Origin of the sequence: Paraburkholderia sp. J67, assembly GCF_905220265.1 — a bacterium.
Classification (GTDB): domain Bacteria; phylum Pseudomonadota; class Gammaproteobacteria; order Burkholderiales; family Burkholderiaceae; genus Paraburkholderia.
The window spans coordinates 222,391-246,641 of record NZ_CAJMZK010000007.1; the positions used below are offsets into that span (position 1 = coordinate 222,391).

Here is a 24,251-nt window from a genome sequence, read left to right on the forward strand (position 1 = left end):
CTCTTCCATTATGAATGGACGGCTCAGCGCGGCCTATCGCGGAATCGCGATACTCGTGTAGAGAAATCGCTACACGCGCTACACTCGCAACGGATCGCGCGGGCCGACGCCGCGCATGGGGAGGCCGATGAGCACGAGTGTCGTCATTGCCGAAAGCCAGACCGTCACGCGCCAGGCCGTGCGCCTGCTGGTGGAGCGCGCCGGCTATCGTGTGCTCGCGGAAGCCGCCGATGGTCTGAGCGCCGTGCAACGCGTGCTGCAACAGCGGCCCGATATCGTGATTCTCGGCCTGCGCATGCGCCGTCTTTCCGGGCTCGAGGCGATCGGGCGCATCCGCCGTGAATTGCCCGCGACGCGCTTCGTCGTGCTTTCGGCGCTCGATAGCGCGCATTGGACCGGTCTCGCCGCCCAGGCAGGCGCCACGGCGTTCGTCAGCAAACAAGGTGAGTTATCCGAACTGACTGCGGCGCTCGACGCGGTGCGGCGCGGGCGCAGCTGGTTCCCCGTAACGGACGATGGCATCGCCCCCGCGCACAACACGGCGGCCTCCGAAGCCGCGCAACTCGACGCGCTCTCCGCGCGCGAGCGGCTCGTGCTCTCGTACCTCGTGAAGGGCGAACGCCTGCGCCACATCGCCGCTGAACTCGCGCTCAGCGAAAGCACGGTGAGCACCTACAAACGCCGCCTGCTGCAAAAGCTCAATGCGACCTCGGTGGTCGAACTCGCGGAGATCGTCCGGCGTAGCGAAGCGGATACGCCACGCACAAGCCACACATTCGCGCCCGCGCGCGACAACCCCGCGATCGACCGTGAAAAAGGACTCGCGCGCTTTGTCTTCGACGCGCTGCCCTTTCATGTGAGCGTGCGCGACTGCGAAGGCCGGGTGGTGCTGTTGAACCGCTACAGTCAGGAGGCGCTGGGCGATCGCGCGCAATGGCTCGTGGGCACCGACTTCATCGAGCACGCCAGACTGCTGGGCGCGTCGCTCGATCAGGCCCGCGAACTTCAGCGCACGTTTGCCGATGCGGTGCGCCACGGCACGGCGTATCGACGCGAAATCATGCTCGACGGCGCGAACGGCGTCGTCGCCGCGCTGCATTGGGGCGCGCCACTGCGCGACGGCGGCACGATCGAGGCGATGCTATGCGGCAGCCTCAACGTCACGGATCAGGAGCAGGCGTTCGTCGCGCTACGCGACAAGCTCGCGAGCGCCGAACTCAGCGCGCGCCAGAAGGACGGCCTGCTGCATCATTTCGTGCAGACGCTCGCGCCCGAAGTCGAACGGCTCGGCGCGTTGATCGCGCGACAGCATGAGACGGCGCGCACGAGCGCCGCCGCCAGCGAAGCCGGCGCAGCCGTCGAGTCGCTGCGCGCGACCTTGAACCGGCTCGCCATGCTCGTGCGCGTGCAGGACGATACGTCGGCAGGCCGGCTCGAACGCAGCGTGCCTGCCGATCTCGTGCGCGCCGCCATCGACGAAGCGCGCGCACGCCATGCCCAGGCGCAGATCGACCTGGACATCGCGACACCACGTTCGGCCGCGCGCCCCGCGTTGATGGATCGCCAGGCCTTCGACGATTTGCTCGGTCTGCTGATCGAGGCGGCGCTCGGCGGCGCGTCGCGCACGCGGCTCGTCACGATCGCGTTGAGCACCTCGGCGCGCACGCGCGGCCTGCTCGACCTGCAACTCGTGTTCGACGCGGTCCCGCCCGGCGCGAAGCCGAGGCCGCGCACGCGCGAGCGCAACGGCTGGCTCATGCCCGCGTGCAGGAAGATTGCGGAAAAGATGGGCGCATCGCTCGACAGCATCGAAGACGGCCCGCGCAGCCGCATCGTGCTCAAGGGGCAGTTTCAGCGCAGCCAGGACGAGCCCGGCTGATCAATGGATGGGATTGATGACGCGGTTCTGAACGGCGCGCGCGGGGCGGCGCAACCTCGGCAACAGACTTTACACGTTGTTACCCGCGCGGAGCGGACGGCTGGACGGGCTTTCCTTATACTCCGCCGCATCAAACCGACAAACGGCCCGCCACGCAGCACGCGTGCAGCGCCGCAGAAAACACCGTGATGCTCATGCTCTCTACCCGTTCCGTCCTGACCGCCGCGCTCGTCGCCGCCTCCGCCGTTTCGCTGTCCGCCTGCGTCGCACCCGGCTATGGGCCGGGCTATTCGTCATACGGCGCGCAACAGGGGTATCAAGGCCAGGCGTACAGCCAGCCCGCCTACGCGCAGCCCGCCACGGTGCAGCCGGCCTATGTCCCGCCGCCGCCCCCGCAACAGCAGCCGTACGACACGCAAAATGGCGGCCAGTACAGCGGGCAATACAACACGCCGCAATCGAATCAATACGGCGCACAGTACGGCACCATCACCGCGATCCACCCGGTCAGCAGCGCCACGGGTGCTTCGGGCATGGCCGGCACGGTCGTCGGCGCACTGGTGGGCGGTGTGCTCGGCAACCAGGTGGGCCGTGGGCATGGCCGCGACGCCGCGACCGTGATCGGTGCGCTCGGCGGCGCCTACGCGGGTAACCAGCTCGGCCAGCAAATGGGCGCGCCCGCAGGCTATCGCATCGACGTGCAATTGAGCGACGGCTCCACGCGCGCCTTCGACGTGCCGACGCCCGGCGATCTGCATCCCGGTGATCGCGTGCAGGTCAATGGAAGCCAGCTTTCGCGCTATTGAACGTATCGGCACGCGTCGCCGCACGATGGTCGTCGACGCCGTTGCCGAAACTAGCGTCCGAATCGCACCGTCGTCGTCGCTTTCGCCAATGCCTGATAGTGGGCAGTAAAGCCGACGACGGCCGGCGTGGCGTCGTGGTCGACCGGAAGCCTCGCTACCTTCAGCGCCGTGAGCGATATGACGTAGCGATGCGTCTCGCCTTGCGGCGGGCAAGGTCCGAGATACGCGGCATGCCCCGTATCGTTCTTCATCAAGACGGCTCCCGCGGGCAACTCCGACGCGTCATTGCCAGCACCTTGCCCAACACCGCTCACCGACGCGGGTATATCGGTCACGACCCAATGCCAGAATCCCGATCCGGTCGGTGCGTCGGCATCGAACATCGTGAGAAGGTAACTTTGCGTTCCCTTCGGCGCCCCCGTCCAACGTATCGCGGGCGAAAGGTTCTGTCCGTGACATCCGAAGCCATTCGATACCTGGGCGTTGTCGAATGAGCCGCCGGTGAGTTCCACGCTTTCGATCGCGAAGCCGCTCGCCCGGGCTGAGCCGGTGGCGATCAACGCAGCACAGAGTGTGCAACAAAGCTTGAGTTTCTTCATGGTGAATATCGCCAAAGAGCCGGGAAAGAACGGACATTCTTGCGACGATTCACTTCCCTAACAAGGCTAGCAAGCGTACTGGTATCGCGCGTACCCGCCTCGGATTAGATCCACACGAATGGCCTGTCGCGGGCACCATGAGCCTCTGGACTCTGCGCACAAATGATCAGGACTGCGCACTGCGCAGCGCATGGACGATTTCCTGAAGCCGTTGCGGCGAGGCTTCGGCGGGCGTCAGTGGCTCGCCTACCGCCAGCGTCAGCCGGCTCATCGCACCACGACGCAACGGACGCGGCACGCGCGCCTGCTCATCGCGCGAGAACACGCTGCCCCACAGGCCACACAGCGCCATCGGCACGACCGGCACGGGTACACGACGCAGGATCTCGGTCACGCCGTGGCGAAACGTATTCATCTCGCCGGTACGGGTGAGCTTGCCCTCCGGAAAAACGCAGACCAGTTCACCATCCAGGAGTGCCTGCGCGCAGCGTGCATACGCGGCCTCCAGCAACGCAGCGTCTTCATGCGCGGGGGCAATCGGAATCGCCTTGACGTGGCGAAACAGCCAGCCTGCCAGTCGCGAGCGGAAGATGCGGTGGTCCATGACAAAGCGGATCGGACGCGGGCTTTCGGCCATGATGACGATCGCATCGACGAAACTCACGTGATTGCAGACGAGCACGGCAGCGCCCGTTGGCGGGATGCGCTGCGTATCGACAAGACGGATGCGATAAAACGTATGCACCAGCACCCACGCGATGAAACGCAGCATGAATTCAGGCACCAGCGAGTAGATATACAAGGCAATGACGATATTCAGCAGCCCTGTCACGAGAAAAAGCCCCGGAATGCTGACTCCCGCCGCGCCGAGCGCCACACCCATCAGCGCCGAAGCAATCATGAACAGCGCATTGAGAATATTGTTCGCGGCGATGATGCGTGCGCGATGCGTCGCCTTGCTGCGGCTCTGGATCAGCGCGTAGAGCGGCACGCTATAGAAGCCGCCGAACATCGCCAGCAGGAACAGGTCGGCAAGCACGCGCCAATGCGCAGACGCCGCCATGAACTCGCTCACCGATTGCAGATGCGTGTGAGCGGGCAGTGCATGGCTCGCGAAGAACAGGTCGATGGCAAACACACTCATGCCGATCGAGCCGAGCGGCACGAGACCGATTTCGATGCGCCCGCGCGAGAGCCGTTCGCACAACAGCGACCCCATGCCGATACCTGCGGAAAACGTAGCCAGCAACACGGTCACGACATCGGGGTTCGCGCTGAGCACGTCCTTGGCGAAGCCGAAGAACGACGAGAGCAAGGTCGCGCCCACGAACCAGAGCCACGAAATGCCAAGCAGGCTCAGAAACACCGTGCGATCTTCGCGCGCGACTTTCAGATTGCGCCACGTCTCGCTGATGGGATTCCAGTTGATGCGCAGATCGGGCTGCGGTGCGGGCGACGCCGGCACGCGCGCCGATACGATGCGCCCCACGAGCGCGAGCGCCACGCACAGACCTGCAAGCAGCACCGCGCCGTGCGTGCCCGCAGCGGCTGCCGCGCCGCCGGCCACGGTGCCCGCGAGGATGGCCACGAAGGTGCCCATTTCCACGAGGCCGTTGCCGCCCACCAGTTCCCCATCCGCGAGATGCTGCGGCAGATACGCGTATTTCACCGGCCCGAACAAGGTCGAATGCAAGCCCATGAGCAAGGTGCAGAGGTACAGCAACGGCGCGCTATGCAAGATGAAGCCCACGCCGCCAATCAACATCGCGACGATCTCGAAGCTCTTGACGAAGCGTGTGAGCACGGCCTTGTCGAAGCGGTCGGCAAGCTGGCCCGACGTTGCGGAGAACAGCACGAACGGCAATACGAACAGCGCGGGAATGACGAAGGCCGCGGTCTTTGGATCGACGCCCGCGAAACTGGACGCTTCGTAAGTCACGAGCGACGTGAAGCCGATCTTGAACGCGTTGTCGTTGAGCGCGCCAAGGAACTGCGTCCAGAAGAACGGCGCGAAGCGGCGCTCGCGCAACAGGGTGAACTGCGAGGCAGGCCGTTCATCATGGCGTTCGCGGGATTCGGTAGAGGTCATGTGAGGCTCGTGAGCTTCGTGGATGATCGATCGGGGACGCGCGGTGCAGCTTGACATCGAAATCTCGCGCCCGGCCAGGAGACGATGCGAGTATGCCGACGAGGATCAAATGACGCTCATTTCCGTGCTAGAGTCCGCTCTGACTGACCCTCAGTATCAATTTTCAATACTTTCCGATGAGCGAAACCGCCCAACTGGTCGAAACGCTGAAGCGGCAACTGCGCGCACGGCGACTCACCTATCGCGACGTTGCGCAGGCGCTGCGCGTATCCGAGCCCAGCGTGAAGCGGCTCTTTTCGAAGGGACGGTTCACGCTCGACCGGCTGGAGGAGATTTGTGGACTGATTGGCTTCACCCTCGCCGAACTGGCGCAGGAGGCCGCGGCCACGGTCCCGCAACTGCGCATCCTCAGCCAGGCGCAGGAAGCCCAGCTCGTGTCGAACGAACGCCTGTTGCTGGTCACCGTTTGCGCGCTCAACCACTGGTCGGCGGCCGATATCGTGGCGACCTACACCATCACGCGGGCGCAATGTCTCAAGCTGTTGCTCGCGCTCGATCGCATGGGTCTGATCGCATTGCTGCCCGGCGACCGCATTCGCCTGCTGGTGGCGCGCGACTTCGACTGGATTCCGGGCGGGCCGATCCGGCAGTATTTCAAGGCGCGAGGGCTTGGTGATTTTCTCGACGACAGCTTTGGCGGCGCGGGCGAATCGCTCGAATTCACACAAGGCATGCTCACGGAAGCGGCGCGCGCGGAACTGTCGGTGGAACTGCGCCGGTTGCGCAGCAAGTTCGCGGCCTTGCACGATGAGTCGGCGTCGGCGCCGCTCACGCACCGGCGCGGCACGGGCCTGCTGATCGGCACGCGGGAATGGGAGCCGCGGATGTTTGCCGAACTACGACGTACGGCTGCCGATCAAGAACGATAGCGGTTGGGTCTTATTCGATTCGATGCGCGCGCAAGCAATATGGGCGCATGAATGAGTGGCTGAAAAGGCACGCCCCATCGCGGGGCGTCAGCCATTGGACAGGCAGCAATCGCTGCCTGACGCAGAAAGTCAGCCGTCGACCGGATTCAACGGCGTTTCGAGCAGCAACTGATAGAACGCGAGGTCGAGCCAGCGGCCGAACTTGAAACCCACTTCAGGCAGCGTGCCGACGTGCTTGAACCCCAGCCGCTCATGCAACGCGATACTGCCCGCATTGGTTGCGTCGATGCCGCCCAGCATGGCGTGCACGTTGTTTTCGCGGGCGGCGGCGATCAGCGCTTCCATGATCACGCGTCCGAGACCTTGCCCGCGATGGTCCTTGTGCACATAGACGGAATGCTCGACCGAGTACTTATAAGCCGGCCATGCGCGAAACGTGCCATAGCTGCCGAAAGCCAGCAGCGTGCCATTTTCGTCCTCCACGCCGATGACCGGGAAATTGCCGGCGCGTTTGGCGTTGAACCAGTTGACCATGCTTTGCGCGTCGCGCGCCTTGTAGTCGTACAGCGCGGTCGAGTTGACGATCGCGTCGTTGAAGATCGCCAGGATCGCGTCCGCATGACGCTCGTGCGTGCAAGGCACGATAGTGTGGTCGCTCATTTCGTTATCCTCTGTGTCATTGGAACGGTGGTCAACGCCAGTGCATAGCGCGCGTGCCTGCGACCCGGGTTGCGAAAAACAATCTGCTGATCGAGCACCATCGCAAGGCAGTCGCCCTCTTTCAGGTGCCAAACCGTCTCGCCCACGCTGATGGCCATCTCGCCTTCGAGCACCCAGACCTGCTGATGGGTCGCCACATGGCGCGTGACGTTGTCGAACGTCACGCTCTCCCCTGGCGGAAAACTCACTTCGACCAGTTCGAGCGGCGAGGCAAAGCCCACCGGCGACACGTGCCTGCGCAGATAACCCGTGGCCGGGTCTTTCCAGGTCTGCTGCTGCGCGCGGCGCGCGAGCGGCTCCTCAGTGCGGCCTTCCGATTCGTCTGAGAAAAGCGTGGCCATCGTCACGCCGAGCGCATCGGCCAGCTTGTTGAGCACGACGGCCGTGGGGCTGATCTCCTGACGCTCGATGAGCGAGATCGTCGAACGGCTCACGCCACTGGCCTCGGCCAGATCGTCCAGGGTGTGACCATGCGCCTTGCGCAGGTCGCGCACGCGCTTGGCGAGTAGGGCTTCGACATTCATCAATCCAGTATACTGGATTTTTATTCCAACGCAATGGAAATTGGGCCTCGCCGCCCGTGCGCAACGGGCAACTCGCTGGCGTTCATTTGTTCTCGCGACGCAAAACTCATGGTCCACGGTGGGTGTTCGAATCCCGGGCCGACACGCCTACAGTCTGCATCCATCGGATCGCTTCGATTCGACCGGAAAGCAAACCGAAGCCGACCGGCATCCAAACCCAGCGAGGCAAATCATGAACACATCGAAAGTCATCATCGTCACCGGCGCGTCGCAAGGCATTGGCGCGGAAACCGTCAAGGCGTTTCGCGCACAAGGTCATCGCGTGGTCGCCACGTCACGCACGATCGCCCCGTCAAGCGAGCCGGATCTCGTGACTGTCGCGGGCGATATCGGCGACCCGGCCACCGCGCGCCGCGTGGTCGAGACCGCCATCGAACGCTTTGGTCGTGTGGATACGCTCGTCAACAACGCGGGCATCTTCGTCGCCAAGCCGTTCACGCAGTACACCTCACAGGACTATGCGGCGATCACGAACGTCAATCTCAACGGCTTCTTCTACGTCACGCAACTGGCTGTCGAGCAGATGCAAAAGCAGCGTAGTGGCCACATCGTCAGCATCACGACGAGCCTCGTCGATCAGGCCAACCATAATGTGCCTTCCGTGCTCGCATCGCTCACGAAGGGCGGCCTGAATGCCGCAACGAAATCGCTCGCGATCGAATACGCCGCGGCAGGCATCCGCGCGAATGCCGTTTCGCCGGGCGTCATCAAGTCGCCCATGCATGCGCCCGAAACGCACGCGGCGCTCGGCGCGCTGCATCCGTTGGGGCGCATGGGCGAGATGAGCGAGATCGTCGATGCGATTCTCTATCTGGATTCGGCCTCGTTTGTAACGGGCGAAATTCTGCACGTGGACGGCGGTCAGAGCGCCGGACACTGATTGGGCGGGTTCCGTCAGGGGAAAAGCTCTGCCGCGCGCGGCAGGGCTATTGTGTTGAATGCCTTAGCCGACGAGCGCCAGCACGTCCTGATACAACGCTTGCGGAATGCGCACGCCGTCACGTTCGCTGCGCGCCCGGGCCTCGAAGCGCCGTTGTGACGGCAGACGCGCGCCTTGTTCCGTCACCGCTGCAAAAAGCCTCTCCGCGCGAGCATCGCCGCCAGAAGCGTCTGCGCCGGCAAACCGTTGCGGATCGATGGCGATGAGGAGTTCGCCGTGACAGGGGCTCGCGCCCGCCCCCTCGTCGAACGCCTGCGATTCCATGCTCGTGAGGTCGCCGATCAACGCACCCGCGAGCAGTTCGACCATCGCCGCGAGCGCCGATCCCTTGTGCCCGCCAAACGTCTTCATCGCGCCTTCGAGCGCTGCGCGCGCGTCCGTGGTCGGCTGCCCTGCGCCGTCGATGGCCCAATCCGATGGAATCGGCTTGCCCTCGCGCGCATGCAACTCGATATCGCCGCGTGCGATCGCACTCGTCGCGAAGTCGAACACGAACGGATGCCCTTCGGCTCGCGGCCATGCGAACGCAATCGGGTTGGTGCCGAACACACCGCGCGTGCCGCCCGCGGGCGCCACCCAGCTATGGCTCGGCGTCATTGCGAGGCCGACGAGCCCTTGCGCGGCAATCGCCTCCACTTCGGGCCAAAGCGCCGAAAAATGAAAGCATCGATTGATCGCCATCGCGGCAAGACCTTGCGTGCGGGCTTTTTCCGCGAGCACGGGCAAGCCCGTTTCGAACGCCAGCAGCGAAAAGCCATAATGCGCGTCGACGGCGAGAACACCCGGCGCCACGTCGCGCAACGTAGGCTCCGCACGCGGATCGACCTTGCCGCTTTTCACCGAGCGCACGCAGCCCAGCAGGCGATAGAGGCCGTGAGAATGGCACTCGTCGCGCTGGCCTTGCGTGATGACGCGCGCGATCGCATCCGCATGGGACTCGGAGACGCCGTGATGCACCAACACCTTGCGCGCCAGCGCGAAAAGCTCGTCGAGCGAAAGTACAACGGCGTCGCCTTGATTAGTCATCCTTCTATTCCTCGCGTTGAACGACGCCATCGATGCGCCGCGCGACCGAAAGCGGATTGCGCTCGAGCAGCGCTTGCGGTAGCAGTTCGTCGGGCAGATCCTGATACGAAACGGGCCGCAGGAAGCGCTCGATGGCAAGACTGCCGACCGAAGTCGTGCGCGCGTCCGACGTGGCCGGGAACGGACCGCCGTGCACCATCGCGTGACCGACTTCCACACCGGTGCCGAAGCCGTTTGCAAGAATCCGGCCCGCCTTGCGTTCGAGCGTAGGCAGCAGCGCGTGGCAGGCAGTGCGGTCGTCCTGGTCCAGATGCACGGCTATCGTCAATTGCCCGTCGAGCGACTTTAGCACGCTGTGCAGTTCGTCGAGATCGCGGCAACGCACGATCAGCGACGCGGGGCCGAATACTTCCTCACGCAACGCGGCATCCGCGCGAAATGCCTGTGCCGTGGTGGCGAAAAGCGCGGCCTGCGCGTCGAACGGACCGCCTGCCTGACCGCTCGCGAGACGCGCCACAGCAGCGTGGGCGTCCAGGCGTTCGACACCTTTGACGTAGTTCGCGTGAATGCCGGGCGTGAGCATCGTCGATGCATTCGTAGTCGCAAGCGCGGCGCTGGCAGCCTGTTCGAATGCGTGCAGCGCATCGCCGTCCACGGCAAGCACGAGACCGGGATTCGTGCAGAACTGGCCCGCGCCCAGCGTAAGCGACGCCGCAAACTGCTGCGCGATCGTCTCGCCACGCGTGCCGAGCGCGCCGGGCAGCAGAACGACCGGATTAATCGAACTCATCTCCGCATACACAGGCACCGGTTCCTCGCGCGCGTTGGCGATCTTCATGAGCGCCACGCCGCCCGCTCGCGAACCCGTGAAACCGACCGCCTTGATGCGCGCATCGGCCACCAGCGCCTGGCCAATCGACAGGCCGCTATCGAACAGCAGCGAGAAAACGCCTTCGGGCAGCGCGCATTGCTGCACGGCGCGCTGGATCGCCTGGCCCACGAGTTCGGACGTGCCAGGATGCGCGCCGTGCGCCTTCACGATCACCGGGCAGCCCGCTGCAAGCGCAGACGCCGTATCGCCGCCCGCCACCGAAAATGCCAACGGAAAATTCGACGCACCGAACACGGCCACCGGTCCTATCGCGATGTTACGCAGGCGCAGATCCACGCGCGGCATCGGTTTGCGGTCTGGTTGCGCGGGATCGATGCGCGCATCGACGAAATCGCCGTTTCGCAGCACGCTGGCGAAGAGTCGCAGTTGCCCAACCGTGCGTGCGCGCTCGCCTTCGAGGCGTGCACGCGGCAGGCCCGTCTCGGCCATACAGCGCTCGATCAATGCGTCGCCGATCGCCAAGATCTGCTCGCCGATCGTCTCCAGAAACACGGCGCGGCTTTCGAGCGGCGTTTCCCGGAAGCTATCGAAAGCGGCTTCTGCAAGCGCGCAGGCGCGTTGCAAATCGTCCTGTGTCGCGCCGCCGAACGCGGGTTCGAGCGCTTCGCCCGTGCGTGCGTCGATGCCGTGAAAAGTGCCTTGCGTGCCGCGCACGCTCATCGCGCCGATTAGCGATTGGCCGGTAATCGTCATCCTTGTCCCTGCAAAAAAGCAACCGGGCCGGTAAGGCCCGGTTTTGAATCGATGGAAATGCCTAGAGTGAATCAGCGTTTGGTTCGCTCGCCGATTCGTTCATTGATCGTCGGCGTCGAGTTGCAGCTTGTGGGCGGGCACGCCCGTATTCGCGCCCCAGTAGTAGATGCAGAGGCTCGCCAGCGCGACCACAATCGTGTCGTAAGGATGCGCGAGCGTGCCGTTACCGCCAAAGCTGCCCTGCCACGACAGCACGATCATCACGGCGTAGAACGCGATCAGCCACAGCGACGAGCGCACCTGTTCCGCGAGACTCAGTTCGCGCGTCGGCACGAAACGGCCCGCCGCGAGATAGATCACGAACATGACAATCTGGAGTCCCAACAACCAGGACACCGTACTCCAGCCCGACCAGTACACAATCAGCGCCGCGATAACGAAGGACACCGGCCCGAGGATGCCGAAAGCGCCCACGCGAAACGGCCGGTCCATATCGGGCGCGTTGCGGCGCAGCGCGGCGACCGAGATCGGCGCGACGGCATAGCTCAGCACGAGCGCCGCCGACACCACATTGATGAGCGTTTCCCACGAAGGAAACGGCAGCGTCCAGAACACAGCCAGCGCGAAGGTCAGCCACATGGCCGGACGCGGAATGCCCGAGGCCGCATCGACGCGCGTGAATACGCGAAAGAAGGTGCCCGTTTTCGCCCATGCGTAGACCACGCGGGGCGTGGCGTTCATATAGATATTGCCGCAGCCACTCGGCGAAATGGCTGCGTCCGCCACCACCATATAGGCGAGCCAGCCCACGCCCAGCGCAAGCGCAATATCGCGGTAGGGCAGCGAAAACGCCTTGCTCACGCCGTCCCAGCCGCTCTTGAGCATATCGGTCGGAATACTGCCGATGAAGGCCAGTTGCAGCAGCACGTAAATCAGCGTCGAGAGCAACACCGAGAGAATCAGCGCGATGGGAATCGTGCGCTGCGGATTGCGCACTTCGCTCGCGACCGAAATGATCGGCGTGAGACCGAGGTACGCGAAGATGATGCCGCCTGCGGACACCGCCATTTCAATACCGGAAAGACCGAATGGCGCGAAACCGTGCACGGTGAGATTGGCCGGCTTGAAAAACGTGAACAGCACGCCGATCACCGAGAGCGGCACGATGAACTTGAAAATGCTGATGAGATTATTGGCGCGTGCGAAAGTCTTCACGCTCGAATAATTCAATCGGAAAAACACGCACAGCAACGCGAACTGAACGAACCAGCCCATCACAGTCGGGTTGCCGGAACCGGGCTTGCTCAGCATGGGAAACCACGCGGCCGCATACTGGCGCGCGGCGACGACCTCAATGGCGATCAGGCTGGAGAACGCAATCAGCGTGACGAAACCCATCAGATAGCCGAGCAACGGCCCGTGCGAATAGACGGGATAGCGCACCACGCCGCCCGCACGCGGCAACGCCGCACCCAGTTCGCAATAGACGATGCCGAGCAGCAACACCGCAAAGCCGCCGATCAACCAGGAGACGATCCCGGCCGGGCCGGCGATGGCCGACACATGGCTCGCGGCGAACAACCAGCCCGAACCGAAAATGGCGCCCAGGCCGATGAACGTGAGGTCAGTGAGCGACAGTTGCTTCTTGAAGCGGCCTTCGCCGGCCTGCCCGTAGGCGGCCGGCGCGGCGTCGCCAACGGGCAGTGAGCGATGCAGATTGCCTTGACTGGACATTGTCGAGTCTCCTGTTTGAGGAATGAGCGCGTGCGCGTTGCGCTGCCGCATCGGGGTGCAGGCGCGAAACGTGAATAAGGAGGCGCTAGTGTGTGATACGCGCGATGGGCGCAATGGACGTACGCAGGTGCGGTGTGCTGCGTACGCGGCCCGGGATCGGGTCCCGCGCGGGCCTCTACGCGTGCGAGCGCTTCACCTGCGCCGGGGTGACGTCGTATCGGCGGATTGCACGAGGTGGCTCGGCGGGGCTCACTCCGCCAGAGTGGATAACGTTACGGCTCACAGTGCCAATCTCCTTCGTTGAATACGTCGCGCCAGATCGGCGGCGATGCGAAGAAGTATCGCTATCCAGATTCCTCAAGGCTTGAGAGCTTTCGCGCCCGGGTATGACGAAATCAGCACAATCGCAGCCACGGCTACGCGGATACAGATGACATGCTCAAGCGCTATCGGGGACAACACTTAGATATTCGCGCCTGAATCGAGCGAGAACGTCGTGTGCCGTGTCGACGCGTTATTGATCGGATGGCGCCGCTTGCGGGTGCAGCAGCGCGCGATATTGACTCGGGGTGAGCCCCACGGTCGCCTTGAACTGACGCGTGAATGCGCTGTGGTCGTTGTAGCCGCAACGTGTCGCGATGTCGGTGATGCTCAGGTCGCCGGCAAGCAGTTCGGATGCTGCATCAAGACGCGTTTTCAGCAGCATCTGGCGCGGCGTCAAATGAAAGACCTTGTGAAAGTAGCGCTCGACCTGCGCCACCGACATATCGATCAGCGCGGCGAGATTCGAGAGCTTGAGCGGCTGCGCGTAATTTTCCTGGATATATTTCGCCGCGCTGGCCACGCGCTGATACGCGGGGTGCGTACCCTCCGCCGCCCGCAGGTCGCGCGAGATGCCGGCAACGCCCAGCACGCGCCCTTGCGTGTCCTGCAGAGGGACTTTGGACGTCAGGCACCAGCCGGGCTGGCGCCCCGGATAAAGATGCAGTTCGAGTTGATCGATCAGGCGGCTGTTATCGCGCACGACCGCTTCGTCCTGCTCCATGTAAATGCGGCCGAAACGCGAAGGAAAGACCTCCGCGGCCGTCTTGCCGAGCAGTGCGCGACGATCCTTGCAACCGCAGCGCGCCGCGAGCGTCGCATTGACGATCACATAGCGCGCCTCGTGATCCTTCACGAAGAACACCACGTCCGGCATGGCGTCGAAGAGCGGTTCCAGCAAGGAGAAATGCGCCACCATCTGCGGCAGCGTCGTGTTTCCGCTGACAGCGGGCAGGAGCAGGTCGTGCATGGCAAAGCGTCGCGAGTCGGAATCCGGTCGATTATGCCTTTGCCGCCGCCGCTTGCCCACCTGCAAAGAAATACGGGCGATGCCGTTGCACCGCCCGTCTGCCATCCCTTCGCACCATTTCAAGCTTGCGTGCGCGCCTCCATCAACGTGCCGATGCGGGCTGGCGAGAACGGCGGACGCGGACCATTGCGCGCCCATCCCAGACAGAACGCCGCCGCTTCACCGCAGATCTTGCCCTGGCATGGCCCCATGCCGCAGCGCGTGTGCAGTTTCGCATCGCGCCAGTTGCGATGCTGCGCGGCATCGGCAAAGCGGACATCTTCGCAGCGGCATATCACCGTGTCCGGCGCGGCCAGACTACGCAATTGCGGATCGAGTGCGAACGCCGTGTGCATCCGCGCAGCAAACCGGCGATAACGCTCGCGCTGCGCAAAGCGCGCACGCGCTTGCGCAACGTCGCCAAGCGCCGCATGTGCCGCAATGCGCCCTTCGAGCGCAGACAATTCCATACCGCCCACACCCGTGCATTCTCCGGCTGCATAGATGCCCACCTGCGTGGTGGCCTGCATATCGTCCACGACGATGGCGAGCCCGCTCTGCGTTTCGTCGATGCGACAGCCCAGCGCCGCGCCCAAGGTCGTGTTGGGCACGAGACCATAGGCGCACGCCAGCCGATCACAGTCGATATGCGTGAGCTTTTCGCCCTGCCTGATCGTGACCTGCGAAAGCTTCCCGTCGCCCGACGCGGCGCTCACATGCGCGCCACACAGATACGGCGTCGCGCGCAGATCGAAGCGCATACGCGCGGCCTGCGCGAGCTTCGCGGGCGTGTGCACGAGCGACGCCGCGAACTGCCGGACCGCACGCGGCGAGGCCTGCTCGACGATGGCCATGACACGTGCACCCTGTTCGCGCGCGGTCACCGCCGCCGCCCATAAAAGCGGCCCTGTCCCCGCGATGACAATGCGCTCGCCGCGCACCGGCATGCCGCCCTTGACGAGCGCCTGCAAACCGCCCGCGCCTGTCACGCCTGGCAGCGTCCAACCCGGATACGGTAGAAAGCGTTCTCTTGCACCAGCGGCGACGATGAGCTTGCCGTAGTCGATCGTATAGCCTCGCGAAGCGTCTTCGACGAGCAGTTGACCCGCGCCCACCGCCTGCACCACACGCGTGTCGCTGAGATACGTCACGTTCGCCAACCGTTGCATCGCTTCGATGGCATCGTGTGCGCGACCTTTCGCGCGGTACTGCGGCCCTTGTCGCCAGATCTGGCCGCCAGGCAGCGCGTTGTCGTCGACGATACCGACTCTCGCGCCCGCTTGCGCCGCCACGCTTGCCGCATTCAAACCAGCCGGTCCTGCACCAATAATCAGGATATCGAAATTCATGACGCGGACCTCGCCGTCGTGATAATCATGCCAGGCGCGCAAAGCGTCTGACAAGCGAGCCGATGGCGCACGCCGTCTATCGTCACGCGGCATTCCTGGCACACGCCCATGCCACAGAGCGGTCCGCGTTGCGCGCCGCTAACGGACTCGCGCGTCACCACGCCTGCCGCCCCCGTCGCGAGCGCGATGGCCGCGACGACTGAGCTGCCGCGCGCGACCTGCACGCTGCGTCCATCCACGTTGAGCGTCACCATGTCAGGCATGACTGACTCCTGTCTTCTCAAAGCGAGCGGGCTGGTATGGCGCCGGGTCGATCGGCAGCACATCGCCCAGATCCAGCATCTGCGCGGCGATCAGCTTGCCCGTGGCGAGCGCGGTCGTCACGCCCAGGCCTTCGTGCCCGGTCGCGAGCCACGTCGAGCGGTGGCAGGAGTCCTGCACAAATGGCTCCGCTGCGCCGATCAACGGCAAACCATCGCTGGTGGCGGGGCGAAAGCCGGTCCACGCACGAATGGCATTGAGCGACGGCAATTCGGGCAAATACTCCGCGGCGCGGCGCAGCATGCGCGCGAGAATCGCGGGCTCGATGGCGGGATCGAAGTTGTCGAACTGGCGCGATGAGCCGATCAGGATCTGGCCCGTCGGGCGCGGCTGCACGTTGAATGCCACCGACGTGCCGCTCGCGTTGTGCGCGCTCTTGATATAGCCGAGTTCCAGAATCTGATGCCGGATCGTGCCGGGGTAGCGATCGGTAATCAGCAGATGGCCTTTTTTTGCCTGCATCGGCAAGCCGGGCAGCAGATCGGCGGCTTGCAGACCGTTGGCCAGCAGCACCGCGCCCGCCGCGAGCGTTTCGCCATTGGCCAGCACGACGCCCTGGCGATCCACGCGCGCGACCTGCGTATCGAGCCTGCACGTCACACGCCCTTTCACCGGCTGGGCGAGCAACCATGCCGCCACGGCGGGCGCATAGACCACGGCGTCGTCGGGCAGCACCATGCCGCCGCGCAGGCCTTCACGCAGCGCAGGCTCGGCTTCTCGCACCTGCTGGGCATCCAGCAAGGAGCAGGCCACGCCAGCGCGCTCCAGCGCCTCCTGACGCGTTTGCGCGAGTGCGTATTCCTCGTCGTCCACCGCGACCCAGAGCGTGCCGCAACGCACAAACGCTTCGCGCGGCCCCAGACGCGGCGCGAGTTCGAGCCACAGATCGCGCGACCAGGCCGACAGGGCGAACTCGGCCGGGCTATCGTCCATCAGCACGAGATGGCCCATGCCGGCCGCCGTCACACCGCCGCCCACGCCCGCACGATCGAGTACGAGCACGCTGGCGCCCTGCTGGGCCAGTTCGTGCGCGCAAGCGGCGCCGACGATGCCCGCGCCCACCACGATCACGTCGGGACTCGAATGAAGCGGCTGGCTCACGCGCGAATGCCCCATGCGAAAGGATCGTCGGCGGCGAAAATCAGCTTCGCTTCTGCGCTCACGTGGGCCGTGCCGCGAATGCTCGGGCGCACGCAGCGCCGCCCCGCCTCGCTCGTGTCGTCGAGCGGCTCGTAGCTCGCCTCGAACACGCTGCCGATAATGCTTTCCTGGCGCCACGTCGCGCCCGGTGCAAGCACGCCGTCAGCGGCGAGGCACGCGATTTTCGCGCTCGTGCCCGTGCCGCACGGCGAGCGGTCGTAGGCCTTGCCCGGGCACAGCACGAAGTTGCGGCTGTCGAGACCCGGCACGGTGGAGTCTGCGAACAGTTCGATATGGTCGATGTGAGCGCCGCCGTCGCCGGTGATGCCTTGCGCTTCGAGCGCGGCGCGGATCGCCCAGGAAGCCTCCGTCAACGTTTCGACGTTGGCGAATTCCAGCGTCTGACCGTGATCGGCAACGAGGAAGAACCAGTTGCCGCCCCACGCGATATCGCCATGCACACGGCCAAGGCCCGGCACGTCGAGCGGCACATCTGTGCGATAGCGGTAGGCGGGCACATTGCGCACGGTCACGCTGCCATCGTCGTGCAGTTCGGCCTCGACAACGCCCACCGGCGTTTCGATGCGATGCACGCCCGCGGCGATACGCCCCATGTGCGCGAGCGACACGATCAGTCCGATCGTGCCGTGCCCGCACATGCCGAGAAATCCCACGTTATTGAAAAAGATCACGCCCGCCGAGCAGGTGGGATCGTGAGGTTCGCAAAGCAGCGCGCCGACCATCACATCGGAGCCGCGCGGTTCATTGACTACGCCCGCACGCACATGATCGAAATCGCGGCGGAAAATGTCGAGCCGCTCAGCGAGCGGGCCGCGGCCCAGATCAGGGCCGCCTTCAACGACGAGCCGCGTGGGCTCGCCGCCGGTATGGGAGTCGATAACGATAACGGTGTTCATGTCGACAATCGTAGGCATCGTGCGCGCGGCCGTCTTGTTCGAACGGCCCCGCCGCGATGACGATTTCTGCATAGCACGCGGTGTTGTCGCCGCGTTACTTCGTACCCACGGTCTGCAACGGCTTCCACGCGCCGCCCACGACCTTGTACACGGTCACGCCGCCATATTTCAGGTCGCCGTACTGGTCGTAGGCCAGCTCGCTGGTGGTGACGCCCTTCATGTTCGTCGCCTTCAGCGCGCTCAGAAAGACGTGGGGGTCGGTGGAGTCGGCTTTCTTCATCGCGTTGAACACCGCCATCGTGCCGTCATAGGCATAGGGCGCGTACAACTCGACCGGCTGGTTGAAGCGCTTGGCGTAACGCTCGCCAAAGGCCTTGCCGCCCGGCATCTGTGCAAGCGGGCTGCCTTCTGACGCGGCCAGCGTGCCCTCCGACGCCTCGCCTGCCACCTTGATGAGATTGTCGGACTGAAGCATGTCGGGGCCGATCAGCACCGACTTGATCGCCAGCGAGCGCATCTGTTTGAGCATCGGCGCGGCCTGGGTGTCGGCGCCGCCGTAAAAGACCGCGTCGGGATTCGCGGCCTTGATCTTCGTGAGAATCGCGCGGAAATCCACGGCCTTGTCGCTCGTATATTCCTCGTCGACGATCGTTGCGCCCGCAGCCTTCGCGGCCTTGGTGAACTCCTCTGCTACGCCTTGCCCATAGGCCGTGCGATCGTCGACGATCGCGAGGCGCTTGAACTTGAGGCCCTTGACGGCGTAATCGCCCAGCACGCCGCCTAGCTGCGTATCCGACGTCAGGAGACGGAACGTCGTGGGAAGGCCAAGGCGCGTATAGGTCGGCGACGTCGCCATTGCGATTTCAGGCGTGCCCGCTTTCGCGTAGATCGGCGCGGCCGGAATACTCGTGCCCGAGTTGTAATGACCGATCACCGCAACCACGCCATCGTCCACCAGCTTTTGCGCGACCGTCGTGCCCGTGCGGGGATCGGCCTGGTCATCCTGGGCGTCGAGAACGAAATGCACCGGCTTGCCGCCGATAACTGGATTCGTCCCGTTCATGTCTTCGATCGCTAGCTGCACGCCGCTACGGAAATCCGCACCGTAATGGGCCTGGCCGCCTGTGAGTGGAGCCGCGAAACCGATCTTGATTTCCACCGGCGACGCCGCATAGGAGCAGGGTGCGCCAGCCAGGGCTACGCCCAAAGCCAACGCGCTGGAAATAGCCGTCCTCTGAAATTTCATTATTTCGTGCTCCTTGATAGTTGATGACCCCGTTACCCGTATCCTTACGGATCTTTCGGGCACTCGCCTTTCGCTTTCCGGCTTGACCAGTGATGGGCTGGGAGCAATATAAGATTTCAAAAATCAGGGAGTCTTGGGCAAAATCGACAGCGGAAATGCAGAAATCAGCATAGTGTTCGTACTCGGCAGGATACGGTTCCGGGGATACGCGTACAAGAAACGCGCCTGACGTTCGGTCAGCGTTTCCTTAAAGGACTCAAGACGCAAAAAAGCGCCCGTTTGGGCGCTTTCTCATGCTGCGGCTTCGCAGGTGCTCAAGCCTCAGGCATTCACTTCCTTCGACCAGCCGGCATACCAGTTGCGGAACAATTCGTACTGGGTTTGCGCATAGCGACGCTGTGCTTCGCTCAGGACATCGGTTTCATTGAAGTGCAGCGAGTATTCCTTGTCGCCATTGAGAACCATCAGGTACTTGTAGTACAGCACCAGGTCGGTGCCTTCGTCGAACGACGAAAGCACGGCGAGCGCCGATTCCAACTCCCGCGCCTGACGACGCGCCGTCACATCGCCCTTCGCCGCCTTGCGGCACAGGTCGACCAGTTGAAGCACTTCACGCGGCAGCGCATTGCCAATGCCGGTAATCGCGCCGGTGGCGCCGCAATTGACAAAGCCGTGGAAGACCTGCGTGTCGACGCCCGCCATCAGCGTGACGCTATCGTCCTGACTGGTGATGTGCTCGGCGGCGTAACGCATGTCCGCCGCACCGCCGAATTCCTTGAAGCCAATCAGATTCGAATATTTGGCGCGCAGTTCGAAAAACAGATCGGCGCGCGTAGCGAATCCATAGTACGGGCTGTTGTAGATCACGGCGGGCAGTGCCGGCGCCGCTTCGAGAATCGCGGAGAAATGCGCCTTCTGTGCAGCAGCCGATGCGCCGCGAGACAGCACGCGCGGAATCACCATCAAGCCGCTTGCCCCGACCTTCGCCGCGTGCGCAGCATGGGAAACCGCTTCTTTCGAGTTGACCGCGCCCGTGCCGACGATGGTCGGGATGCCGGCGGCCACGAGGCGCGCGACACCTTCCTGACGCTGAGCTTCGGTCAGCAGCGGCCAGTCGCCCATCGAGCCGCAATACACGACAGCCGACATACCGATATCGATCAGTTCGCGCCCCTTGGCGACGAGTGCGTCGAAATCGGGCGTGCGTTCTGCGGTACACGGCGTCATGAGGGCCGGAATCGTGCCCGTGAAGATGTTGTTGCTCATGTTGTTTCCTTCGGATCCTGAAGAATAGAGAAGCTCGTTTCGGACTGTTCGCGCGCAGAACACGCCATCGCGGCGGTGGGCAGCGTGGGCTCGGCACCGGTCGGGGAGTCGATTGCAGTGACCGTGTTCATGGCGACAATCGTAGGCAACACGCGCGCAGCCGTCTTGTTCCCGTAGCCCGGTTACGATGACGATTTCCGCATAGCGCTTTCTCGCGCTTCGCCGGACTTTCCCGCGCTGCCAGCGCCGCGTGCCGGCTGCGCGCGGGTGCAAGAGCTAGCGATTCGCGTTAGCGGCAAGATGCAGTTCGCGGTAGGCCTTCACCAACGCATCGAGACTGAACGAGCGGTTCAGTCCGCTCGGGTTCGGCAGCACCCACGCACGCGCGCCCGCGAAATCGGCGCTTTGCAAGCCCCATTCGATGACACGCGTATGGGTCATTTCGGCCAGCGCCATCTTGCCAAGGAAGGCGACGTATCGCGGCGCATAGCGACGAATCTTCTCTTCAAACGCTGCGGTTGAGGCCTGAATCTCAGCCTTCGATAGCTCGTCTGCGCGTGCCGTGGGCCGCGCCACGGCAGTTGTCAACCCATAGCCCAGTTGCAACAAACGTTTTCCGTCTTCCGGCTGAAATGGCTCTTGTGTGAAACCAGCAAGATAGAGCGTGCGCCAGAAACGATTACCCCGGCCCGCGAAGTGCTGCCCGCTGGCGGCCGCGCGCAGGCCCGGATTGATGCCGCAAAAGAGCACCGATAAACCAGGCTGCAGGATGTCAGGAAGCGATGTTGAAGGCATGGAGTTCACTGATCGGCACCTCTCCTCTGAAGCGCTGACGATATGGCTGGGGCGTCACCTCGAGCCGTCGCGAGGCGTCGTGCGCATAGGCGGGGCGCTGTGATAAGCCGCTGCGCCCGAAAACGCAGCGCTCTGGCCCTGTAAAAGAACTTTTTTCAGCCGTCTAACAAGCTCAAGTGCATCGCTGCACTATGCACGATCCAGCGGCGCAGCGGGCTTTCCCAATCGACCGTCTCCGTCCATCTTGCCACGCTGGTGAAAGCGCAGTTACTCGTGACAACGCGCGTGGGCCAGTGGACCTTCCTCGCACGCAACGAGCCGCTAATACGCGCGTTTGCCAAGCAGATGCGCAAGCAGCTCTAGCCGCGCGATTTCGCCTTGCTGCGGCCGGCCTTCTTCGCGCCGCGCGCGCGATTCGTATCGGCATGCTCGCGGATCATCTCGATCAACGCGCGCAATCCTGCGGGCACATGACGGCGGCCTGGATAGTAAAGGCACAGCCCGTCCAAAGCGGGCGTCCAGTCTTCCAGCACGCGCACGAGTGTCCCGGCTTCCATGTCGGCCTTGACGTTCCACTCGGTCAGATACGCGAGACCCAGGCCCGCGCGCGCCGCCGCCAGCATCAGATTCGGTTCGTCGAGCGTGAGCGCGCCTTCGCCGTCGATGCGCACGACTTCACCACGCTTTTCGAATTCCCACTGATAGATTGCGCCGCTTGGCATGCGGCTACGGATACAGCGATGCCGGGCGAGATCGGCAGGCGTACGCGGCGGCTTGTGTTTCGCGAGATAGTCTGGACTACCAACCACGGCAAAGCGCTGGCTCTCGCCAAACGGCACGGCGATCATGTCCTGAGGCACCGTTTCGATCAGGCGTATGCCCGCATCGAATCCTTCGACGACGATGTCGATCAAGCGACCTTCCGTCACGATGTCCAGCTTCATCTCCGGATAGCGCTGCAAAAAGGCGATGAAAACCGGCATCACCTGTCGTGCCGCCCCCGCCGACGTATTGATGCGCAGCGTGCCGGAAGGCGTATCGCGAAAGCTGCCTGCCTGTTCGAGCGCGGTCTGGATGGTGGAGAGCGCGGGCGCCACGGTCTGCACGAACTGCGCACCAGCTTCCGAAAGCGACACGCTGCGCGTGGTGCGATTGAACAGCCGCACGCCAATGCGCGCTTCGAGGGCCGCCACGGCGTGACTCAACGCCGAAGTCGACACACTCAATTCGTCGGCCGCAGCGCGAAAGCTGCGCCGGCGCGCCACCGCCAGCACAGCTTCCAGCTCGGTCAGTCCGGAGGTTCTCATTGTCCTGGATTCCTCAACACGTCATCCTCGATTGTACGGCTAGTCAGGCCAATCAACGGGGTCTATCTTGCGATCTGGACAACACTTATTGCCTCCCCCACACCATGCAGATCATCGAGCACATCTATATCGACGGCGCCTTCGTCGTGCCCCACGGCGACGAATACTTCGACCTTTTCAACCCATCGACGGAGCAGGTCATCGGCCGCGTGCGCCTCGCCGACGCCGAGGACGCCCGCCACGCCATCGCCGCCGCGAAACGCGCCTTCCCCGCGTTTTCGCGCACCGACAAGGCCGAGCGCGTCGCGATGCTCAGGCGCATGCATGCGGCCGTGCTGGCGAAGGAGGACGCGCTGTTCGAAGCAATCGTCGAGGAATACGGCGCGCCGGTCTCACGCGGGCGCTGGATGGCCCGCCACGCCAGCGACGTGCTGCAACAGGCGGCCGATACGCTCGAGGCCTATTCGTTCACGAGCCGCGCCGGATCGGCGCAAGTCGTCATGCAGCCGCTGGGCGTGGCGGGCCTGATCACGCCCTGGAACAGCGACGCTGGCTTCATCTGCGGCAAGCTTGCGGCAGCGCTTGCCGCGGGTTGCACGGCCGTCATCAAGCCCAGCGAAATGAGCGCGATGCAGACGCGTATCGTGACCGAAGCGCTGCACGAGGCAGGCTTGCCCAAGGGCGTGTTCAACATCGTCACGGGACGCGGCGATACCGTGGGCGCGGAAATCTGCGCGCATCCCGATGTCGCCAAACTGTCGTTCACGGGCTCGACGGCGGTGGGCAAGACGATCCTGCGCACCGGCGCGCAAACGCTCAAGCGCGTGACGCTGGAACTGGGCGGCAAATCGCCCATGATCGTGCTCGACGATACCGACTTCGACGATGTCGTGCCGCTCGCCTTGCAGGCGGGCTTCATGAACAGCGGACAGGCATGCATCGCCGGGACGCGCATTCTGGTGCCGCAAGCGCGGCTCGCCGAGTTCGAGGCGATGATCGTGGCGGCAGTCGCGGAGTACCAGGCGGGCGACCCGCGCGATCCGCGCACGAGCATTGGCCCGATGGTGAGCCAGAAGCAATGGGAGCGTGTGCAGCGCTATATCCGCGTCGGTATCGAGGAAGGGGCGCGTCTGATCGCGGGAGGTGAAGGCCGCCCGAATGGCGTGGAAGCAGGCTGGTTCGTGCAGCCAACGCTCTTTAGCGACGTGCGCAACGACATGACGATCGCGCGCGAGGAAATCTTCGGGCCGGTGCTCTCGATCATCGCCTACCGCGATACCGAGGACGCCATCGCGATTGCCAACGATACGCCCTATGGTTTGCAGGCTTATGTGTGTTCAGCCGATGTGGCGCGCGCCCGCGTGGTGGCGGCGCGCGTGGAAGCGGGCCGCGTGCTCGTCAATACGCTTGCGCACGAACCGGCCGCGCCGTTTGGCGGGGTCAAGCAATCGGGTATCGGGCGTGAGTACGGTAAATATGGGCTCGAGGCGTTCCTCGAACCGAAAGCGGTATTGGGGGTGTAATCCCTCGCCAGGCGGATTGCCGCGCTCGCAACAGGGCATTGCAGAGCGCGGATTGCGAAGCCGCACCATGATGGGCGCGCTTCTATGGAAGAATTGCGGCTCACACTGCCAAACCATGAAAAAGGCAGATGACAAAGGCAGGAGACCAAGGCGTTGGATTAGCGCC

General features: G+C 64.0%; 22 protein-coding genes. 5 read left to right on the plus strand and 17 right to left on the minus strand.

Annotated elements, in window-relative coordinates; all coding sequences use genetic code 11:
- Positions 1-127 precede the first annotated feature (127 nt).
- Entirely contained in the window at positions 128-1,879 is a 1,752-nt protein-coding gene (locus U5782_RS16215; protein ID WP_322044862.1) for a response regulator transcription factor, read from the plus strand.
- Between the two features lie 185 nt (positions 1,880-2,064).
- Positions 2,065-2,685: a glycine zipper 2TM domain-containing protein gene (locus U5782_RS16220; RefSeq protein ID WP_322044863.1), complete on the plus strand. Its 621-nt coding sequence runs from the start codon at positions 2,065-2,067 to the stop codon at positions 2,683-2,685.
- A gap of 50 nt (positions 2,686-2,735) precedes the next feature.
- On the opposite strand, the gene U5782_RS16225 is transcribed toward U5782_RS16220, so the two are convergent.
- Positions 2,736-3,284, minus strand: coding sequence for a YbhB/YbcL family Raf kinase inhibitor-like protein (locus tag U5782_RS16225; RefSeq protein ID WP_322044864.1), 549 nt, complete (start codon positions 3,282-3,284; stop codon positions 2,736-2,738).
- A 166-nt stretch (positions 3,285-3,450) separates the two neighbouring features.
- Positions 3,451-5,373 (minus strand): MFS transporter, encoded by a 1,923-nt coding sequence (locus U5782_RS16230; protein ID WP_322044865.1) that lies wholly within the window; start codon positions 5,371-5,373, stop codon positions 3,451-3,453.
- 176 nt (positions 5,374-5,549) lie between these two features.
- Between U5782_RS16230 and U5782_RS16235 the strand changes: the two genes are divergently transcribed.
- Complete coding sequence (locus U5782_RS16235; RefSeq protein WP_322044866.1) at positions 5,550-6,302, plus strand: helix-turn-helix domain-containing protein; 753 nt, start codon at positions 5,550-5,552, stop codon at positions 6,300-6,302.
- 129 nt (positions 6,303-6,431) lie between these two features.
- Here the strand turns inward: U5782_RS16235 and U5782_RS16240 are convergent, their stop codons facing one another.
- Positions 6,432-6,962, minus strand: a complete 531-nt coding sequence (locus U5782_RS16240) for an N-acetyltransferase family protein (protein WP_322044867.1) — start codon at positions 6,960-6,962, stop codon at positions 6,432-6,434.
- On the minus strand, positions 6,959-7,546 hold the full coding sequence (locus U5782_RS16245) for an XRE family transcriptional regulator (RefSeq protein ID WP_322044868.1): 588 nt from the start codon (positions 7,544-7,546) through the stop codon (positions 6,959-6,961). The genes U5782_RS16240 and U5782_RS16245 overlap by 4 nt, the downstream gene beginning before the upstream one ends.
- A gap of 232 nt (positions 7,547-7,778) precedes the next feature.
- Between U5782_RS16245 and U5782_RS16250 the strand changes: the two genes are divergently transcribed.
- Positions 7,779-8,486 (plus strand): SDR family NAD(P)-dependent oxidoreductase, encoded by a 708-nt coding sequence (locus tag U5782_RS16250; protein WP_322044869.1) that lies wholly within the window; start codon positions 7,779-7,781, stop codon positions 8,484-8,486.
- Between the two features lie 63 nt (positions 8,487-8,549).
- Here the strand turns inward: U5782_RS16250 and U5782_RS16255 are convergent, their stop codons facing one another.
- The 13 genes from U5782_RS16255 to U5782_RS16320 all read right to left on the minus strand — a co-directional run bounded on the left by U5782_RS16255 (position 8,550) and on the right by U5782_RS16320 (position 22,562).
- Positions 8,550-9,572 carry an Ldh family oxidoreductase gene (locus U5782_RS16255; protein ID WP_322044870.1) on the minus strand — a complete coding sequence of 341 codons (1,023 nt, stop codon included), beginning with the start codon at positions 9,570-9,572 and terminating at the stop codon, positions 8,550-8,552.
- A gap of 4 nt (positions 9,573-9,576) precedes the next feature.
- Positions 9,577-11,157 carry an aldehyde dehydrogenase (NADP(+)) gene (locus U5782_RS16260; protein ID WP_322044871.1) on the minus strand — a complete coding sequence of 527 codons (1,581 nt, stop codon included), beginning with the start codon at positions 11,155-11,157 and terminating at the stop codon, positions 9,577-9,579.
- A gap of 99 nt (positions 11,158-11,256) precedes the next feature.
- Positions 11,257-12,891, minus strand: coding sequence for an APC family permease (locus tag U5782_RS16265; protein WP_322044872.1), 1,635 nt, complete (start codon positions 12,889-12,891; stop codon positions 11,257-11,259).
- A gap of 514 nt (positions 12,892-13,405) precedes the next feature.
- Complete coding sequence (locus tag U5782_RS16270) at positions 13,406-14,182, minus strand: AraC family transcriptional regulator (protein WP_322044873.1); 777 nt, start codon at positions 14,180-14,182, stop codon at positions 13,406-13,408.
- A gap of 119 nt (positions 14,183-14,301) precedes the next feature.
- Entirely contained in the window at positions 14,302-15,570 is a 1,269-nt protein-coding gene (locus U5782_RS16275; protein WP_322044874.1) for an FAD-dependent oxidoreductase, read from the minus strand.
- Positions 15,567-15,833: a 2Fe-2S iron-sulfur cluster-binding protein gene (locus tag U5782_RS16280; protein WP_322044875.1), complete on the minus strand. Its 267-nt coding sequence runs from the start codon at positions 15,831-15,833 to the stop codon at positions 15,567-15,569. Before U5782_RS16280 ends, U5782_RS16275 begins: the two co-directional genes overlap by 4 nt.
- Positions 15,826-17,007, minus strand: a complete 1,182-nt coding sequence (locus U5782_RS16285; RefSeq protein WP_322044876.1) for an FAD-dependent oxidoreductase — start codon at positions 17,005-17,007, stop codon at positions 15,826-15,828. The genes U5782_RS16280 and U5782_RS16285 overlap by 8 nt, the downstream gene beginning before the upstream one ends.
- A complete protein-coding gene (locus U5782_RS16290) occupies positions 16,989-17,957 on the minus strand; it encodes a 4-hydroxyproline epimerase (protein ID WP_322044959.1) in 969 nt (322 codons plus the stop codon). Before U5782_RS16290 ends, U5782_RS16285 begins: the two co-directional genes overlap by 19 nt.
- Before the next feature lie 85 nt (positions 17,958-18,042).
- Positions 18,043-19,194: a branched-chain amino acid ABC transporter substrate-binding protein gene (locus U5782_RS16295; RefSeq protein WP_322044877.1), complete on the minus strand. Its 1,152-nt coding sequence runs from the start codon at positions 19,192-19,194 to the stop codon at positions 18,043-18,045.
- Positions 19,195-19,515: 321 nt separating this feature from the next.
- Positions 19,516-20,460 carry a dihydrodipicolinate synthase family protein gene (locus U5782_RS16300; RefSeq protein WP_322044878.1) on the minus strand — a complete coding sequence of 315 codons (945 nt, stop codon included), beginning with the start codon at positions 20,458-20,460 and terminating at the stop codon, positions 19,516-19,518.
- Positions 20,457-20,591 (minus strand): hypothetical protein, encoded by a 135-nt coding sequence (locus U5782_RS16305; protein WP_322044879.1) that lies wholly within the window; start codon positions 20,589-20,591, stop codon positions 20,457-20,459. Before U5782_RS16305 ends, U5782_RS16300 begins: the two co-directional genes overlap by 4 nt.
- 145 nt (positions 20,592-20,736) lie before the next feature.
- Positions 20,737-21,255, minus strand: coding sequence for a G/U mismatch-specific DNA glycosylase (gene mug / locus U5782_RS16310; protein ID WP_322044880.1), 519 nt, complete (start codon positions 21,253-21,255; stop codon positions 20,737-20,739).
- Positions 21,256-21,614: 359 nt separating this feature from the next.
- On the minus strand, positions 21,615-22,562 hold the full coding sequence (locus U5782_RS16320) for a LysR family transcriptional regulator (protein WP_322044881.1): 948 nt from the start codon (positions 22,560-22,562) through the stop codon (positions 21,615-21,617).
- A gap of 104 nt (positions 22,563-22,666) precedes the next feature.
- Between U5782_RS16320 and U5782_RS16325 the strand changes: the two genes are divergently transcribed.
- Positions 22,667-24,085: an aldehyde dehydrogenase family protein gene (locus U5782_RS16325; protein ID WP_322044882.1), complete on the plus strand. Its 1,419-nt coding sequence runs from the start codon at positions 22,667-22,669 to the stop codon at positions 24,083-24,085.
- Positions 24,086-24,251 lie beyond the last annotated feature (166 nt).